Source organism: Novosphingobium meiothermophilum, from assembly GCF_003171715.1.
GTDB lineage: Bacteria > Pseudomonadota > Alphaproteobacteria > Sphingomonadales > Sphingomonadaceae > Novosphingobium > Novosphingobium meiothermophilum.
In genome coordinates, this window is record NZ_QGHL01000020.1 from 58,410 (window position 1) to 74,937 (window position 16,528).

Genomic DNA, 16,528 nt, shown 5'->3' on the forward strand with positions numbered 1-16,528 from the left:
GAGCCTTCAGCCTCTTGCCGTCCGTGCTGCCCTATCGTCCGTTCTTGCATCCTTGAGGGCCTCGGCGATGATCGCCTCGACGAGGTCCGGATAATCCATTCCCAGCGCGCGCGCCTGTTCGGGCACGAGACTGAGCGGCGTCATCCCCGGCTGGGTATTCACCTCCAGCAGGAACAGGCCTTCAACGCCCTGCTCGTCGTCCCAGCGGAAATCCGAACGGCTGGTGCCCTTGCAGCCAAGCAACTGGTGCGCGCGCAGGGCAAGCTGCCGGCAAGCCTCGGTGATCTCGTCAGGGATCTCGGCCGGGCAGATATGGTCGGTCATGCCATCAGTATATTTGGCATCGAAATCGTAGAAGCCGGATTTCGGCCGCAGTTCGGTAACGAGCAGCGCCCTGTCGCCCAAAACGGCCGTGGTCAGTTCACGCCCGCGAATGAAGGGTTCGGCCAGCAGCTCGTCGAACTCCTGCCACGGTCCGCGCGCGTCGGGGCTGATGGGATTGCCGAAGTTGCCATCCGCGGTGACGATGGCCACACCCACCGAAGAGCCCTCGTTGACCGGCTTCAGCACATAGGGGCGCGGCAGGGGATCGGCCCGGTAAAGGTCTGACACCTTGACCACGCGCCCGCCGGGCATCGGAATGCCATGCGGCACCAGCGCCTGCTTGGTCAGTTCCTTGTCGATGGCGATGACCGAAGTCGCCAGCCCCGAATGGGTATAGACCAGCCCCATGATGTCCATCAGGCCCTGAATGGAACCGTCCTCTCCCGGTGTGCCATGAAGCGCGTTGAACACGACATCGGGCCGGGCTTCGGCCAGTTTCTGCGCGACATCGCGCCCCATGTCGATGCGCGTGACCTTGTGCCCGCGCGCTTCGAGCGCCTTTGCCACTCCCTCGCCCGACATGAGGCTGACCGGCCGCTCGCTCGACCAGCCGCCCATGAGAACCGCAACATGAAGTCTGGGCAAAGTCACTTGCGGCCTATCCTCTTGATTTCCCATTCCAGCTCCACCCCGGAGCTTTCGCGCACGCGGCGGCGCACTTCTTCGCCCAGCGCCTCGATTTCGGTGCTGCTGGCATTGCCGGTGTTGATGAGGAAGTTGGTGTGCTTCTCGCTCACCTGCGCGCCGCCCATCGTCAGCCCGCGACAGCCGGCACGGTCAACCAGTTCCCACGCCTTGGCTCCATCGGGGTTCTTGAAGGTCGAGCCGCCGGTCTTGCTGCGCAGCGGCTGCGATGCCTCGCGCGAGGCACTGATACGGTCCATTTCGGCCTGAATGGCCTCCGGCGTTCCCTGATGGCCGCGGAAACGGGCCGCCACCACGATCGCGCCATCGGTCAGCTCGGAATGCCGGTAGGCATAACCCAGTTCCGCCACGGGAAGCCGCACCATCTCGCCCGAACGGATCACCACATCGCAATCGACCAGCACGTCCTTGACCTCGCGGCCATAGGCCCCGCCGTTCATCCGCACGAAGCCGCCCACCGTGCCGGGGATCGAGCGCAGGAACTCAAGCCCGGCGATCCCGTTGTCGCGCGCCGTGGACGAGACGAGAATGCCGCTGGCCCCGCCACCGCAATCCAGCGTGACGGCATCAACCGTCTTGACCGTGGCAAAGGCCTTGCCCAGCCGGATCACCACCCCCGGCACCCCGCCATCGCGCACGATCAGATTGGAGCCCAGCCCCAGCGCCATGACCGGCACTTCGGGGGCAAGCCCGGCGAGAAAATCCTGAAGATCGGCAATGTCCTTCGGTTCGAACAGCCAGTCGGCATTCCCGCCCGACTTGAACCAGACCAGCGGCGCAAGCGGAGCATCCGGAGTCAGCTTGCCGCGGACCTGCGGCAGGGCCAGCGTCGTCATGCCTGCCCCCTTTCGCGCCCGATGGCATCCGCCAGCCCGGCAGCCCATTTCGTGATGTCGCCCGCGCCAAGGCACACGACCATGTCGCCCGCCTGCACAGCTCCTGCCAGTTCTCTGGCCAGAGCTTCCGGGCCGGCAACCAGATGGGCGCTGCGATGGCCGCGCGCCTTGATGCCTTCGACCATCGCGGCGCTGTCAACGCCATCGATCGGCTGTTCACCGGCCGGATAGACGGGCGCGGCATAGACGATGTCGGCATCGTTGAAGGCGCCCTGAAAGTCCTCCATGTGATCGCGCAGCCGGGTGAAGCGATGCGGCTGGACCACCGCGATGACTCGCCCGCCCTGACCTTCTCTGGGCACACCCTCGCGCGCGGCGGCAAGAACGGCGCGGATTTCGACCGGGTGATGCCCGTAATCGTCGATGATCGTCACCGTCCCGCTGCCTACCGCCAGTTCGCCCACCTTGGTGAAGCGGCGCTTGACCCCGCCGAACTTGGCGAAGCCGCCCCGGATCGTATCGTCAGGAACACCCATTTCCGCCGCCACGGCCACGGCCGCCAGTGCATTCTGCACATTGTGTCGGCCGGGCATGGGCAGTTCGATGCCCTCGATCCGGCGGAACGTGCCATCGCGCTGGCGCAGCATTGCGGTAAAACGGTTCCCGCCCGGAATGGGCGTTACGGCCTCGCCGCGCACATCGGCCTGCGCGGAAAAGCCATAAGTCACCACGCGACGGTCGCGCACCTTGGGAATGATCGCCTGCACTTCGGGGTGATCGATGCAGAGCATGGCCGCGCCATAGAAGGGCACGTTCTCGATGAACTCGACAAAGGCGGCCTTCACCCTCTCGAAGCTGCCATAGTGATCGAGGTGTTCGGGATCGATATTGGTAACGACCGCCAGCGTGCCATCCAGCCGCAGGAACGAGCCGTCGCTCTCGTCCGCTTCCACCACCATCCACTCGCTGTCACCCAGCCGCGCATTGGAGCCGTAGGAATTGATGATCCCGCCGTTGATGACCGTGGGATCGATCCCGCCCGCATCGAGCAGGCAGGCAATCATTGATGTCGTCGTGGTCTTGCCGTGGGTTCCGGCCACGGCCACGGTATTCTTGAGCCGCATCAGTTCGGCCAGCATTTCCGCGCGGCGCACAACGGGAATGCGGTTTTCGAGGGCTGCCACGACTTCGGGATTGTCGCGCTTGACGGCCGTGGATGTGACGACCACGGCCACGCCCTTCACGTTCTCAGCCTTCTGGCCGATCATCACCTTGATGCCGCGGGCGCGCAGGCCATCCACGACATAGCTTTCCGCCATGTCCGATCCCTGAACCGCATAGCCCATGTTGTGCATGACCTCGGCAATGCCCGACATGCCGATTCCGCCGATTCCCACGAAGTGGATCGTGCCGATTTCCGTGCCGACGCCCTTCACGCCAGTTGCTCCTGACCCTGCGCGGCGGTCTTGCGGCTGTCCACCCGGATCACGTCCATGATCGGCTCGCCCCCGAAACTCTCGACCAGATCGGCAAGGTCCTTCACCGCGTTGGGCAGGCCGCAGTTCCACGCGGCATGGGCGGCATTGGCAAGGGTCTGGGGATGCTGGGCCATGACCTGAATCTGCTTGGCAAGTTCCTTGGGAGTGAACGCGGTCTGGCGGATCGCGCGCGCCCCGCCCGCCGCCACGATCTCGCGCGTGTTGGCGGTCTGATGATCGTCGGTGGCGATGGGCAGCGGCACCAGAATGGCAGGACGGCCCACCGCCGTCAGTTCGGCGATGGTCGAAGCCCCCGCGCGCCCGATGAACAGGTGCGCACCAGCCAGACGGGACTGCATGTCCTCGAAATAGGTGCCGAGTTCGGCAGGGATTTCATGCGCGGCATAGCGGGCGCGCACGGCCTCAAGGTCTTCCGGGCGGCACTGCTGCGTTACCTGAAGGCGGTGGCGCAGCGCGGGCGGCAACATGGCAAGGCCATCGGGCACGACTTCGGACAGAATCGATGCGCCCTGGCTGCCGCCTGTCACCAGCACGCGGAAAAGGCTGTCTTCGGTGAACGCGGGAAAAGGTTCGCCGCGCAGCGCCAGCACTTCGGGCCGCACCGGATTGCCCACCCGGCGGACCTTGCCCCACAGTTTTGGATCAAGGCGGTCAATCTCGGCATAGGCCGTGGCAATCGCATCAACCCGTCCTGCCAGAAAGCGGTTGACCCGTCCCAGCACGGCATTCTGTTCGTGAATGACCGTGGGGATGCGCGCCGATCGCGCCGCCAGCAGGGCCGGAAGCGCCGGATAGCCGCCAAACCCGATCACGCACGAAGGCGCGAAGCTCTCGAACAGGCGCAATGCCATGGCGCGTCCCCGCCAGATCGCCCGCAGCCCCTTGACCGCCGCCACCGGGTTCTTTGCCAGACGCCCTGCCGGAAGCACGTGGGCCGGCAGAAAATCGGGCTTTCCGGGGATTTTCGCCCCGCGCTCGTCCGTGACCAGCGCGACATGATGGCCACGCCGTTCAAGCTCTACCGCCAGCGCAAAGGCGGGAATCAGATGCCCGCCGGTCCCTCCTGCGGCCAGCACATAGTGACGCGAAGGACCGCTCATTTGCGCACCAGATCGGCAATGTCGAACTTCTCGCGCGAGAGATAGGGATTGCGCCGCGTGATCGCCAGCAGCAGCCCCACGCCGAGAAGAAGCGCAATGGTCGATGAACCGCCATAGCTGATGAGCGGCAAGGTCATGCCTTTCGATGGAAACAGTTGGAGGTTGACGAGGATATTGATGAACGCCTGCCCCACCAGCTGCGCGGTCAGCCCGGCAGCGGCAAGGATGGTGAAAAGATCGTCCTCATCCAGCAGGCGCATCAGCACGCGCAGCGCCACCGCGCAATAGAGCAGCACGATAACCGCACAGGCAATCAGCCCGAACTCCTCACCGACCACCGAGAAGATATAGTCGGTATGCGCTTCGGGCAGGGCGTTCTTCCGGCTGCCGAGCCACAGCCCCGCGCCGCTCCAGCTTCCGTTGAGCAGCGTCCGCATCGCCAGATCGACCTGATCGAACTCGCTCCCGCCGGAAATGAAGCTGTCGATGCGATTGGTGGCGTTCGGATAGAACAGGTAAGCTGCAACCAGTCCCAGCAGCCCGGCGCCCATAGACCACAGGATGCGGTTGAACGGCAGGCCCGAAAGCAGGACCAGCACGAACCAGACCCCCCCGAACAGCACCGTCGAACCGAAATCGGGCTGGGCCATGAGCAGCGTGGCCACCAGCGCCATCACCGCCACGGTGATCGGAATGACAGGCAGCTTGGGATCGCGCAGACGCCAGGAAAGCACCCAGGCCAGCGCAATCGCAAAGCCGGGTTTCAGAAACTCGGAAGGTTGCAGGCTGAAGCCGATCCACAGCCACCGCTTGGCCCCCTTCACTTCGCTGCCGACCAGCGGCACCAGCACGAGCGCGACGATCATCGCCACCGCCAGAAGGATGGCGCCGCGCCGGGCGGTTTCCTTGGGCAGCAGCGAGGCAATGAACATGGCCACAAGGCCCACTGCCACCCAGCGCAGGTGAATCCAGAAGAAATAGAGATCGCCAAGCGACTTCTTCGCGGTGGACAGACGCTGTGCGCTGGCCGGTGATGCAGCCGCCACCGCAACGCAGCCGATCACGACGAGCATGAGGATGAGCGCAAGCAGAAAACGGTCGATCTCGCGCCACCAGATCATCAGCTCGCTGCGGCGGCTGCGCCGAAAGCGTGAACCATGGCCGACCACGCGCACGCTGCCATCGGGCATCGGGGTGGCAACAAGCCGGGTGGGCGTGGGTGCAGTGCTCATCGTTCACCTGCCGCAGCGGCCCGATCGGCGATCAGGGTCTCGACAATCTGGCGGAAGGAATCGCCACGCGCCTCGAAATCGCGGAACTGGTCGAAGCTGGCACAGGCCGGCGAAAGCATGACCACGTCGCCCGGCTGCGCCGCGTCCATTGCCTGGCGCACGGCATCGCACATCATCTCGCTGCGGGTCACCGGCATGACCGGGGCAAGAATGTCGGCGAACATCGGCCCGGCCTCGCCGATGGTATAGGCCGCAACAACATTGCCGAAATAGGGCGCACATTCATCGAGGTTGTCACTCTTGGGCAGTCCGCCCAGAATCCAGTGAATGCGCGGATAGGCGCCCAGCGCTGGCGCAGTCGATGCGGGATTGGTGGCCTTGCTGTCGTTGATGAAAAGCACGCCATTGGCCTCAGCCACGCGCTCCATCCGGTGCGGCAGGCCCACGAAGCTGGCAAGCGCGGGGCGCCATACGTCTTCGGTAATGCCGAGTTGCTGCACGATCTCCACCGCGATTGCCGCATTCTGGAGATTGTGCGGGCCTTGCAGCGAAGGCCACTGTGCCTGTCCCCCAAGTGCATCGGGCTTTACCACATGGACGAAGCCGGGACGGTGGTGTGCGGCCACATCGCGGGCAATGGCCAGCGTATGCTCGTCACCGCACCCCAGCACGGCATGATGATCTGCCGCCTGCATCTGGAAAAGGCGGGCCTTGGCGGCGGCATAGGCGGCAAAGCCGTCGTATCGGTCAAGATGGTCCGGGCTGAGATTGATGAGCGCGGCCACATCGCAATCCAGACTGCGCGTGAGATCGATCTGATAGCTCGACAGTTCAAGAACATAGACCCCGCCCGCGGGCAAAGGCTCCTGCCCCAGCACGGGCAGACCGATATTGCCGCCAAGCCGCGCTTCCAGCCCCGCCGCCTTGCAGATGTGATGCACCAGCATGGTCGTGGTCGATTTGCCGTTGGTGCCGGTGATGCCGACCACGCGGTGCGGCGGCAGATCGGCCCGCGCCTGCGCGAAGAGTTCGATGTCGCCGATCACCGGCACGCCGAACGATGCGGCATGGGCCGCGATGGGGTGGCGGTTCAGCGGCACTCCGGGGCTGACGACAACGCCCGCAAAACCGGTGAGGTCGATTGCCAGAGGATCGGCAATGGCGCACCGCCCTTCATAGGCGGCGCGCGGCTCCTCGCGGCTGTCCCACACCGTGACCTCGGCCCCGCCTGCAAGCAGCGCTTCGACGCTGGCCTGCCCGGATCGGGCAAGGCCAAGCACGGCAAAGCGTTTGCCGGAAAAGGCGGGCGAGACGATCATCGCACCTTCAGCGTGGCAAGGCCGATCAGCGCCAGCACGATCGAGACGATCCAGAAACGGATCACCACGGTCGATTCCTTCCAGCCGAGCTGTTCGAAGTGATGATGGATCGGCGCCATGCGGAACACGCGCTTGCCGGTTCGCTTGTAAACGGCCACCTGCACGATCACCGAAACTGCCTCCATGACGAACAGCCCGCCGACGATCGCAAGCACGATTTCGTGATGCGATGCCACCGCGATCACGCCCAGCGCGCCGCCAAGCGCGAGGCTTCCGGTATCGCCCATGAACACCGCAGCAGGAGGTGCGTTGAACCACAGGAAGGCAAGGCCCGCCCCCATCATCGCCGCGCAGAAAATAGCCAGTTCGCCCGCCCCCTTCACATGCGGGATGCCGAGATAGCTCGAATAGTCGACACGCCCGGCCAGATAGGCGATGATGGCAAAAGTGCCTGCCGCGATGATGACCGGCATGATGGCCAGCCCGTCAAGCCCGTCGGTCAGGTTGACCGCATTGCCCGCGCCCACGATCACGAAGATCGCGAACAGATAGTAGAACGGCCCCAGCGGCACGTAGAGATTGCTGAACAGCGGAACGTAAAGATGCGTTTCGCCCACCGCGAACCATGCGGCAATGGCGGCAACCACGAACTCGCCCGCAAGGCGGACTTTCGCCGGCACGCCCTTGTGCGCGTATTTCGTGACCTTGTCGTAATCATCGAGGAACCCGATCAGCCCGAAACCCAGCGTGACGACCACGCAGGCCCAGACCAGCTTGCTCGACAGGTCCATCCACAGCAGCAGCGAAAGTGTGAGCGCGGTCACGATCATCAGCCCGCCCATCGTCGGCGTGCCCCGCTTGGCCAGATGCGACTGCGGGCCGTCGTCGCGGATGGGCTGGCCCTTGCCCTGGCGCACGCGCAACATGTTGATGAAGCGCGGCCCGATGACGAGACCGATCAGCAGCGCGGTCAGCAGCGTCGCGCCGGCGCGAAACGTCTGGTAGCGGATGAGATTGCTGAACCCTTCGAATTGCAGCCACTGTGCCAGCAGATAGAGCATTCACTGTTCCCTGGCGGTGAGCGTGCGCACCAGCGCCCCCAGCCCCACCGAGTTCGACCCCTTCACGAGGATGGCATCACCCCCGCGCACACCATCGGCCGCCAGACATTGCGCCGCATCAGCCGCCGTCTGCACATGCGCCACATCGATTGCACCGGCAAGCGAAGCGGCTCCGCTTTTCCCCAAGGCTTCGACCAGCGGCGCCATTTCAGGACCGACAAGGACCAGCCGATCAACCTTTGCCTCTGCAATCGGCCCGGCAAGTTCGGCGTGATAACGCGCTTCCTGTGCGCCCAGTTCCTTCATGGCCCCCAGCACCGCGATGCGCCGGGCAGCGGGCGTTGCGCCAAGCTGGCGCAGGGTAACGGCCATGGATGCCGGATTGGCGTTGTAGCTCTCGTCGATGACCAGCGCCTTGCCCGATCCATCGCCACCGGAGGCCGGGATTGTATGGCGCGCGCCGCGTCCGGCAAGTCCTTCCATTTCGGCAAGAGCAAGCCCGGCTGCGCCAAGATCGCCGCCGATGGCCTCGACAGCGGCCATGACCGCCAGCGAATTGGCCACCCAGTGCTCGCCCGGTTGCGAGATCGTGTAGCACAGCTTGCGCCCACCGAGATCCGCCGTGACCAGCGTTCCGCCACAGGCCGAGGCAACGGCATCGATCAGGCGGGCGTCGGCATCCGCCCTGCGCCCGAAGGTGATGATGCGCGCGGCATGCTTTTCGGCCTTGGCGCGCAGGCGTTCGTAATGGCGGTTGTCCGCGGGAATGATCGCCACGCCTTCCGGCTCAAGACCTTCGAAGATTTCGGCCTTGGCATCGGCAATGCCTTCCTCATTGGCAAAGTGGCCGATGTGCGCGGGCGCGATTGTGGTGATGATGGCCACGTGCGGGCGCACGATCCGCGTCAGGGCCGACAATTCGCCTGCGTGGTTCATGCCCATCTCGAACACGCCGAAGCGCGAGGATGCCGGCATTCTGGCAAGGCTGAGCGGCACGCCCACGTGATTGTTGTAGCTCTTGACCGAGCGATGCGCGCGGCCCCGGCTGGCACGGTCAAGCGCGGCGTAAAGCGCCTCCTTCACCCCGGTTTTTCCGGCCGAGCCGGTAACGCCGATGATGCCTGCATCCGCCCGCCCGCGCGCGGCACGGCCCAGCGCCTCAAGCGCCTTGGCGGTATCGGCCACCAGGACGTGCGGATGTAGCGCGGAATGTTCAACCACGGCGCCTGCCGCGCCCCTGCCAAAGGCGCCGTCAAGATAGCGGTGCCCGTCCGAAGTTTCGCCCTTCAGCGCAAAGAACAGGTCGCCTTCGGCCACCTCGCGGCTGTCGATCTCCACCCCCGACACGGCAAAGGGCGCGCTGGCGCGGCCTCCTGTTGCTGCGGCGATCTCCTCGCTCGTCCACAAGGCGAGACCCGCCTTGTCCGATGCTTCCTCTGGCCAGTCGATAAGGGCCGGGTGCGCGGTCATGCGGTACACTCCCTTGCCACTTGCACGTCGTCGAACGGCAGGATGCGCATGGCATCGCCCCTGCCGATGATCTGCCCCTGTTCGTGCCCCTTGCCCGCCACCAGCACGATATCATCGCGGCCCGCCCGTGCGATGGCCTCGGCAATGGCTTCGCGTCGATCGGCAATCTCGCGCGCCTTGCCATCGCAACCGGCAAGCACGGCGGCGCGGATGGCGGCAGGATCCTCGCCGCGGGGATTGTCGTCGGTCACGATGACCACATCCGAACCCGCACAGGCCGCGCGGCCCATTTCGGGGCGCTTGCCGCCGTCACGGTCGCCGCCTGCGCCGAAAACGGTAATCAGCCTGCCCGCCACATGCGGGCGCAAGGCGGCAATGGCGGCGGTGATCGCATCTGGCGTGTGGGCATAATCCACATAGACCGGCGCCCCCGCGCGGTTGATGGCCGCCCGCTCAAGCCGTCCGCGCACGGGCTGAAGGCGGGCAATCGCATCAAACACCTGCGCCGCCGGCACCCCCGACGCAATGGCGAGACCCGCGGCAACAAGCGCATTGGCCGCCTGATAGGCACCGATCAGCGGCAGGGACACGGTGCGTGCATTGTCCTGCCATTCGATCGCCAGCGTCTGGCCAAGCTGCGTGGGCGTGCGGCCAGTCAGCCGGATACCGGAGCCCCGGCTGCCCACGGTCAGCAATTCGAGCCCGCGCCGCGCGGCATGTTCGGCGGCGCGGGCAGACCATTCGTCATCCATCCACACGACCGCCGTGCCGCCATCCATCACCACGTGATCGAACAGCCGCATCTTGGCCGCGAAATAGGCATCCATCGTCTCGTGATAGTCGAGATGATCGCGGCTGAGATTGGTGAAGCCGCCCGCGATGACCTTAAGCCCCTCGTTGCGGAACTGGGCAAGCCCGTGGCTCGACGCCTCATAGGCGACATGGGTCACACCCTCGCGGGCCAGTCCGGTCATGTTGGCGAGGAACGTCACGATATCGGGCGTGGTCAGCCCGGTCGAAACGCTTTCATCGGCGGTGGTGACACCAAGCGTGCCGATGGAGGCCGCCGAATGGCCTGCCATGCGCCAGATCTGCCGGGTCATTTCCACGGTTGATGTCTTGCCGTTGGTGCCGGTCACGGCCACAATGGTGTCGGGCACGGGCTGGAAAAAGCGCGCGGCAAGATGCGCAAAGGCGCGGCGCGGCTCTGCATCGGGGATATGCAGCGCGCCCTCTACGTTCGCTTCGGGACGGGCAACGACGGCCACGGCTCCTGCTTTTACCGCATCGGCGATGAAATCCTCGCCGTTGAAGCGCGTGCCGGGAAAGGCGCCGAAGACCGTGCCCGGCGCAACCTTGCGGTGATCTATGGCAAATCCGGTGACATTGGCCTCAGCGCCGCTTGTCCCGAACCCTGCCGCCTCCAGAAGCGCCCCAAGCTTCAAGGCTTCTCTCCCTTGCCCACCAGCGGGGAAAGATCGGAAATGTCGATGTCGCGCGTGTCATCAGGCACCACGCCAAGCAGCGGACCGATACGCGGCACCACGCGGCCGACAATCGGCGCGGCATTCCACGCGGCGGTGCGCTGATAGGATGTGGCGGCAGTGCCCTTCGGTTCGTCAAGCATGGCGATCACCACATAGCGCGGTTTGTCCATGGGAAAAGCCGCCGCGAATGTCGCGACCAGCGAGGTGCGATTGTAACCGCCCCTGCCGCCCGGCTTTTCAGCCGATCCGGTCTTTCCTCCGACGCGAAAGCCGGGAGCATTGGCAGACTTTCCGGTGCCATCGACCACGATCATGCGCAGGAGCTGGCGCATGCGCGCGCTGGTGGATGCCTTGAACACGCGGCGGCCTTCGGGGGCCTTGGCAGGATCGACCTTGAACAGTGTGGCAGGCCGCCAGACACCGCCGTTGACCATCGCGGCATAGGCGGCGGCAAGATGCAGCGGCGTCACCGCAATGCCATGTCCGTAGCTGACCGTCATGGTCGTGATTCGCGGCCATTCTCCCTTGGGCCAAAGCGGAAACCCGCGCGCGGGCAGTTCGATGAAGGGCCGCTCGTTCATGCCAAGCGCGGCCATGGTGCGCTTCAGCGCCACACCGCCAAGCTTGTCCGCCACTTGCGCGGTGACGATGTTGGACGAGTGGATAAGCGCTTCGGGAACGTTTAGCGATGCGCCGAGATAGTGGCTGTCGCGGATGCGGAAGCCGCCGATCTCAAGCGGCCGGTCGGCTGGATAGCGCGCCGCCAGATCGGTAATCACGCCCGCATCGATGGCGGCGGCAACACTCAGCGGCTTGAAGGTGGAGCCGAGCTCGTAAACCTGGTTTGTGACCTTGTTGAAAACCAGTTCGTTCAGAGCGCGGTCCGACCGGTTGGGGTTGAACGAGGGCAGCGATGCCAGCGCGACGACTTCGCCGGTATCAACGTCGAGAATGACGCCCGCAGCACCCTTGGCGTCGGTTTCGAGCATCCCGCGGCCCAGTTCGTCCTCAAGCGCGCCCTGCACGCGCATGTCGATTGACAGCGCCACCGGGCGGGCGCGCTGCACCGGATCGAGCAATTGCTTTTCAAGCACCTGCTCCATGCCGACGTGCCCCTTGCCCTCGCTGTCGACATAGCCGAGGACATGCGCACCCAGCGAGCCTTGCGGATAATAGCGCTGGTTCTCGCGCGGGAACTCAAGCGCTGGTTCGCCCAGGGCGAAGACGCGGTTGGCCTCTTCGGGCATCACTCTCTGGCGCAAATAGCCGGGCTTGTCGGATTTCAGGCGCCGGAGCAGGTCATTGTAGTCCGCATCCGGGAAGATCTGCATGAGCGCGGCGGCCACTTCTTCCGGCGTCTTGACCAGAGGCGAGCCATTCTGGCCCAGCGCCCTGGGATTGAACCACAGCGCATAGGCCGGGAAAGCGCGGGCCAGCGGCACGCCATTGCGATCGGTGATCTCGCCACGCGGCGGCAAAAGCGCTTCGCTCAGCGACCGGCGTTCGGGCGCATTGCCGGACAGGCCAAGCTGAAAGATGCGGACGAATGCAGCAATTCCCGCGAGCAGAAAGAGCGCGGCCACCAGCAGCACGCGGATCTTGGCTTCCACCAGCGACTGCTGACGGACATTCGCAAGCCTGACCCGGCCCGTGGCAATCGCGGCAGAGGCAGTGAGCGCGTTCACAGCGTGACCCTAGCCTCCTTCGGCTTTGCCGGGCGCGTGGCCGCTGCGGTTTTTGCTGGCTTGGCCGCTGGCTTCTCGGCAACCGCCGGCTTGCCTGCCGGGGCAGCCCCCTTTTCCGGCTTTGTCTTGGGGGATGCAGCAACCTCGCTCGGCTTGCCCTTCTTCTCGGCCGGTGCCGCAGCGGCGCGCCCCTTGCCATCATCGCCGCTTCCGGCGGGACCAACCTTCGCCCCCGTAGGCTTGCGCACAGGACCGCCGGGCCGCGCATCGACCACCTTGCCCAGACGATCGCTCAGCGTTTCGACAGCCTTGGCGCGCTCCTGCACGGGTTCATCCCGGTCCTCATCAGCGGCAGCGATCCGGGCAGATTCGGTACTCTGGGGTTTGCCAGAAAGCGGCGAGACCATCGCCGGAAAGGCGCTGGAGGCAATCACGCTATCATCGACGCTTGCCACGCGGATCGGCGCTGGCGCATCGGGCCGCGCCGGGACGCTCAGTGCTGCCAGCGCGCGCTCGCCTTCAAGATACTGCCCGGCACCGGGCGCGGCGTAGCCGAATTCGACATCGTTCCATGTCTTGAGCTGCTGCTGGTTGGAGCGCGTCTCGAACTCGGTTTCCAGATAGAGCCGCTCCTGCTTCAGGGCGACGATGCGGGCTTCGGCGCGGTGGATCTGGCTGCGCAGCGCGTTGACGCGGAAGGCGGTGACCAGCACCAGCCCAAGACAGAGCGCGAGCAGCACCAGCCAGCCGACCGTGCGCAGACGATTGACCGTGGCAATCATGCGGCAGCCCTCCCCTTGCCCGGCCCTGCGTTGCGCGTTGCCCCGGCTTCCGGCCCTTTGCGCGCAGGTGCCCCGGTGCGCACCGCCCAGCGCAGAGTTGCCGAACGGGCGCGCGGGTTGCGGGCTTCTTCCTCGGCCGTGGGGCGGATCGCCGCAGAGGGCTTCTCGAACACGGCCTCAACCTTGCCCGGCATCTGCGGCAGATGGCGCGAACCGGCGGGCACTGCCCCGGCCGCCTCGCGCAGGAACTGCTTGACGATGCGGTCCTCAAGGCTGTGGAAGCTGACCACCGCGATGCGCCCCCCCGGACGCAGCACCTGTTCGGCGGCATCAAGGCCCTCGATCAGTTCGTCAAGCTCGCCGTTGACGTGGATGCGCACGGCCTGAAAGCTGCGCGTTGCCGGATCCTTCTGCGCCTTTGGCCCCTTTATGTCGGGGCGATAGCCCAGCGCCTTGCGCACGACAGCGGCGAACTGGCCCGTAGTTTCAAGCGGGCGCGCCGCCACCACCGCGCGTGCGATCCGGCGCGACTGACGTTCTTCGCCGAAACGATAGAGGACATCGGCAATCTCGGCCTCGTCGGCACCGTTGAGGAAATCGGCCGCGCTCGGCCCGTCCTGCGACATCCGCATGTCGAGCGGGCCATCGGAGGAAAAGGCAAATCCACGCCCCGGCTGATCGAGCTGCATGGAACTGACGCCGATATCGAACACGACGCCGTCGACATGCGCCACGCCCGCCTCGGCCAGACCTTCGGCAAGTTCGGAAAAGCGCCGGGGGTGAAGGATCAGGCGCGGCGGCGTTTCCTGCGTTTCAGGCCAGCACCTGCCTGCGGCGATCGCATCGGGATCACGATCGAAAGCATGGACCGTTGCCCCCGCATCAAGCAGGCGGCGGGTATATCCGCCCGCACCGAAAGTGGCATCGACCAGAACCTGTCCGGGCTGCGGCGCAAGCGCGCTGACCACTTCATCAAGCAGCACGGGAATGTGCGGGGCGCTCATTTGCGCTTGCCCTTGGCAGCTTCGGCCATCTTGGCGCGGCAGCCCGCCTTGGCGCTGTCCCAGCCCGGCCCCTGTTCGAACAGGATGCGCGGATTCCAGATGGTGATCTGCCGCCCCCCGCCATGAAAGTAGAGGCCGTCTTCCACCTGCCCCAGTTCGGACAGGTAATCGGGCAGGACGAAGCGCCCGCTGTCATCGAAGCTGGCGCGATAGAAGCCGTAAACCTGCGCTTCGGCCATGTCGCGGTCGAAATCCTGACCGAGGCGGAGCCGCTTCTCCTCCTCGCGGTCGATCTCGGCGGCAAAATCATCGAGGCGCGACAGGCCGAAGCCGGTCAGGCACGGCAGCCGGGGATGCTTGTCGAGGCACAGAATGCGCTGGTTGGCGGAAGCGGCATAGATATCGGAACGGAAGTCGGCAGGCAGGACGAAGCGGCCCTTTTCGCCCCGCGGCGAAAAGCCTTGCCCCACCAGATTGACCGGCCCTCCTGCCACGCTGGACACCCCACACGCCGACAGACTCCCTCGCCCGGCCAGACGCCATCGCGCATGGCCGACTCATCCCCCGCGGATGCGACTGGAGTCCGTCCCGATAACCAGCATTACTAACGCGGGACCGGGCGGGCGAAAAGGGGAAAATGCGGGAAAATGCGGACTAGCTATGATTCCGTATGATTTTTTCCACGAAGCAATAGATTGCTAACCATACCTTGCCTGAAATTGCGGCAGGCAGAATCCCAAACAATCCAAAGGAAATGAAAGGGCCTCTTTGCCCAACATGACCGTGCCTCGCATTCATCCCGTATTTTCCCGCAAACAGATCATCCAGACCGGGCGCGCTCATTGCAGAAAGGCCTCGTCAAGCAGTGCAGCAAAGGCCTTGCTCCGCCTGCCCTGCGCATCATCGGGTTCCAGCAGCGCGGCATCGGCAAGCAAGAGGGCATGCCCCTTGCCGATCCGGCAGCGTGCCAGCAGGCCTGACGGACTGATTGCGCAACGTGCCTCGTGCCCCCGCCCGCCGGGTGTGAAATGGCCCGGCAGGTTGACTGGAAGCGACGCTCCCGCAATTTCCCGCTCCGCCAGATGCTCGCCCGCCTGCTGCGCTTCGTCAAAGTGCAGCGTCAGGCCCCAGCGGCCAAGAATGGGCGAAAGCATGACAATATCCTGCGGCCTGCGCCGATCCCCCAGGGGGAAAGCGCTTTCCTGAGTCAGCATCGGATCGGCGATAAGCAGCACCTTGCCGCCTTGCCGCACCCACTGATCGAGCGCGACATTTTCGTCCGGAGCCAGGGCGCGGGGCTGTGCCACGATCAGCCGGTCGATGCTGCCCAGGTCGAGCAGCGTATCTAGCGCGACAGGGCGGCCAAGGCGTTCGATCTCGCCACGTGCCCAGTGCGGAGGCGAATCATCATCGACGATGCGGGCAAGATCCGCCTGTTCGCTCCACAGGATGGGCAGGCTGGTGAACAGGCCGATCGGCGCCACGTTCGTTGCGGGACGCGATGCCGTTTGCCACAACCCGAACCCGGCCATCACGGCCAGAAGGACAAGGACCAGCGGATACCTTAAGGCTTGCAGAGCCTGCCCCTGTCAGGGCTGAGCCGCAGCGGCCGTGGCCGGAGGCGCGGGCGAAGTCACGCCCGGAGGCGGAGCAGTGTCCTTTGCCGTGACCGGAAGCTGCGGGGCCACCCCCATATCCGCCAGCGGATCCTTGGCGGCGGTGGTGCTTGGTTCGATTATCGGCACTGCGGTGTTGACCGCCGCCGCGTCGACAAACTTGGCCCTGTCCATGATGACATTCGCAAGGCTGACCAGCAGCAGCATTCCCGCCAGTCCGAACAGGCCGACCTGCAACCGGTGCACTGCCTGCGCGCGCAACTCTCGTGTCGTGGGCGGGACATGGGCAAGAATGCTGCCGGTTGCCGCAGAATCAACCCCTCGCGGATCGGCAGACGCCCGTTCACTCGCGACCGGCCCCGCAGCGGACGAGGACACGCGCCTGGACCAGGATCTGCCGAAAACTGC

15 protein-coding genes are annotated in these 16,528 nt (G+C 65.3%); all 15 read right to left on the bottom strand.

Translation table 11 applies throughout. From position 1 onward, the window contains the following. Positions 1 to 6: 6 nt before the first annotated feature. Positions 7 to 975: a D-alanine--D-alanine ligase gene (locus DKM43_RS15070; RefSeq protein ID WP_109799332.1), complete on the bottom strand. Its 969-nt coding sequence runs from the start codon at positions 973 to 975 to the stop codon at positions 7 to 9. Continuing rightward, complete coding sequence (gene murB, locus DKM43_RS15075) at positions 972 to 1,865, bottom strand: UDP-N-acetylmuramate dehydrogenase (protein ID WP_201739888.1); 894 nt, start codon at positions 1,863 to 1,865, stop codon at positions 972 to 974. Before murB ends, DKM43_RS15070 begins: the two co-directional genes overlap by 4 nt. Further along, on the bottom strand, positions 1,862 to 3,301 hold the full coding sequence (murC, locus tag DKM43_RS15080) for a UDP-N-acetylmuramate--L-alanine ligase (protein ID WP_109799333.1): 1,440 nt from the start codon (positions 3,299 to 3,301) through the stop codon (positions 1,862 to 1,864). Before murC ends, murB begins: the two co-directional genes overlap by 4 nt. Next, positions 3,298 to 4,464: an undecaprenyldiphospho-muramoylpentapeptide beta-N-acetylglucosaminyltransferase gene (gene murG, locus DKM43_RS15085; protein ID WP_109799334.1), complete on the bottom strand. Its 1,167-nt coding sequence runs from the start codon at positions 4,462 to 4,464 to the stop codon at positions 3,298 to 3,300. Before murG ends, murC begins: the two co-directional genes overlap by 4 nt. After that, complete coding sequence (locus DKM43_RS15090) at positions 4,461 to 5,696, bottom strand: FtsW/RodA/SpoVE family cell cycle protein (protein WP_407938511.1); 1,236 nt, start codon at positions 5,694 to 5,696, stop codon at positions 4,461 to 4,463. The genes murG and DKM43_RS15090 overlap by 4 nt, the downstream gene beginning before the upstream one ends. Then, positions 5,693 to 7,015 carry a UDP-N-acetylmuramoyl-L-alanine--D-glutamate ligase gene (gene murD, locus DKM43_RS15095; protein WP_109799336.1) on the bottom strand — a complete coding sequence of 441 codons (1,323 nt, stop codon included), beginning with the start codon at positions 7,013 to 7,015 and terminating at the stop codon, positions 5,693 to 5,695. Before murD ends, DKM43_RS15090 begins: the two co-directional genes overlap by 4 nt. Continuing rightward, a complete protein-coding gene (gene mraY, locus DKM43_RS15100) occupies positions 7,012 to 8,076 on the bottom strand; it encodes a phospho-N-acetylmuramoyl-pentapeptide-transferase (protein WP_109799337.1) in 1,065 nt (354 codons plus the stop codon). The genes murD and mraY overlap by 4 nt, the downstream gene beginning before the upstream one ends. Then, positions 8,077 to 9,546 carry a UDP-N-acetylmuramoyl-tripeptide--D-alanyl-D-alanine ligase gene (locus tag DKM43_RS15105; RefSeq protein WP_109799541.1) on the bottom strand — a complete coding sequence of 490 codons (1,470 nt, stop codon included), beginning with the start codon at positions 9,544 to 9,546 and terminating at the stop codon, positions 8,077 to 8,079. After that, positions 9,543 to 10,991, bottom strand: coding sequence for a UDP-N-acetylmuramoyl-L-alanyl-D-glutamate--2,6-diaminopimelate ligase (locus tag DKM43_RS15110; RefSeq protein WP_109799338.1), 1,449 nt, complete (start codon positions 10,989 to 10,991; stop codon positions 9,543 to 9,545). The genes DKM43_RS15105 and DKM43_RS15110 overlap by 4 nt, the downstream gene beginning before the upstream one ends. After that, the gene (locus tag DKM43_RS15115; RefSeq protein WP_109799339.1) at positions 10,988 to 12,718 is read right to left on the bottom strand and encodes a peptidoglycan D,D-transpeptidase FtsI family protein; all 1,731 of its coding nucleotides are present in this window, start codon (positions 12,716 to 12,718) and stop codon (positions 10,988 to 10,990) included. The genes DKM43_RS15110 and DKM43_RS15115 overlap by 4 nt, the downstream gene beginning before the upstream one ends. Beyond that, a complete protein-coding gene (locus tag DKM43_RS15120; protein ID WP_109799340.1) occupies positions 12,715 to 13,500 on the bottom strand; it encodes a hypothetical protein in 786 nt (261 codons plus the stop codon). Before DKM43_RS15120 ends, DKM43_RS15115 begins: the two co-directional genes overlap by 4 nt. Beyond that, positions 13,497 to 14,504, bottom strand: a complete 1,008-nt coding sequence (rsmH, locus tag DKM43_RS15125) for a 16S rRNA (cytosine(1402)-N(4))-methyltransferase RsmH (RefSeq protein WP_109799341.1) — start codon at positions 14,502 to 14,504, stop codon at positions 13,497 to 13,499. The genes DKM43_RS15120 and rsmH overlap by 4 nt, the downstream gene beginning before the upstream one ends. Next, a complete protein-coding gene (locus tag DKM43_RS15130; protein ID WP_201739889.1) occupies positions 14,501 to 14,998 on the bottom strand; it encodes a division/cell wall cluster transcriptional repressor MraZ in 498 nt (165 codons plus the stop codon). Before DKM43_RS15130 ends, rsmH begins: the two co-directional genes overlap by 4 nt. Positions 14,999 to 15,343: 345 nt before the next feature. Next, complete coding sequence (locus tag DKM43_RS15135) at positions 15,344 to 16,036, bottom strand: ABC transporter (RefSeq protein WP_109799343.1); 693 nt, start codon at positions 16,034 to 16,036, stop codon at positions 15,344 to 15,346. A gap of 57 nt (positions 16,037 to 16,093) precedes the next feature. Beyond that, positions 16,094 to 16,381 (bottom strand): hypothetical protein, encoded by a 288-nt coding sequence (locus DKM43_RS15140; RefSeq protein WP_201739902.1) that lies wholly within the window; start codon positions 16,379 to 16,381, stop codon positions 16,094 to 16,096. Positions 16,382 to 16,528: the final 147 nt, after the last annotated feature.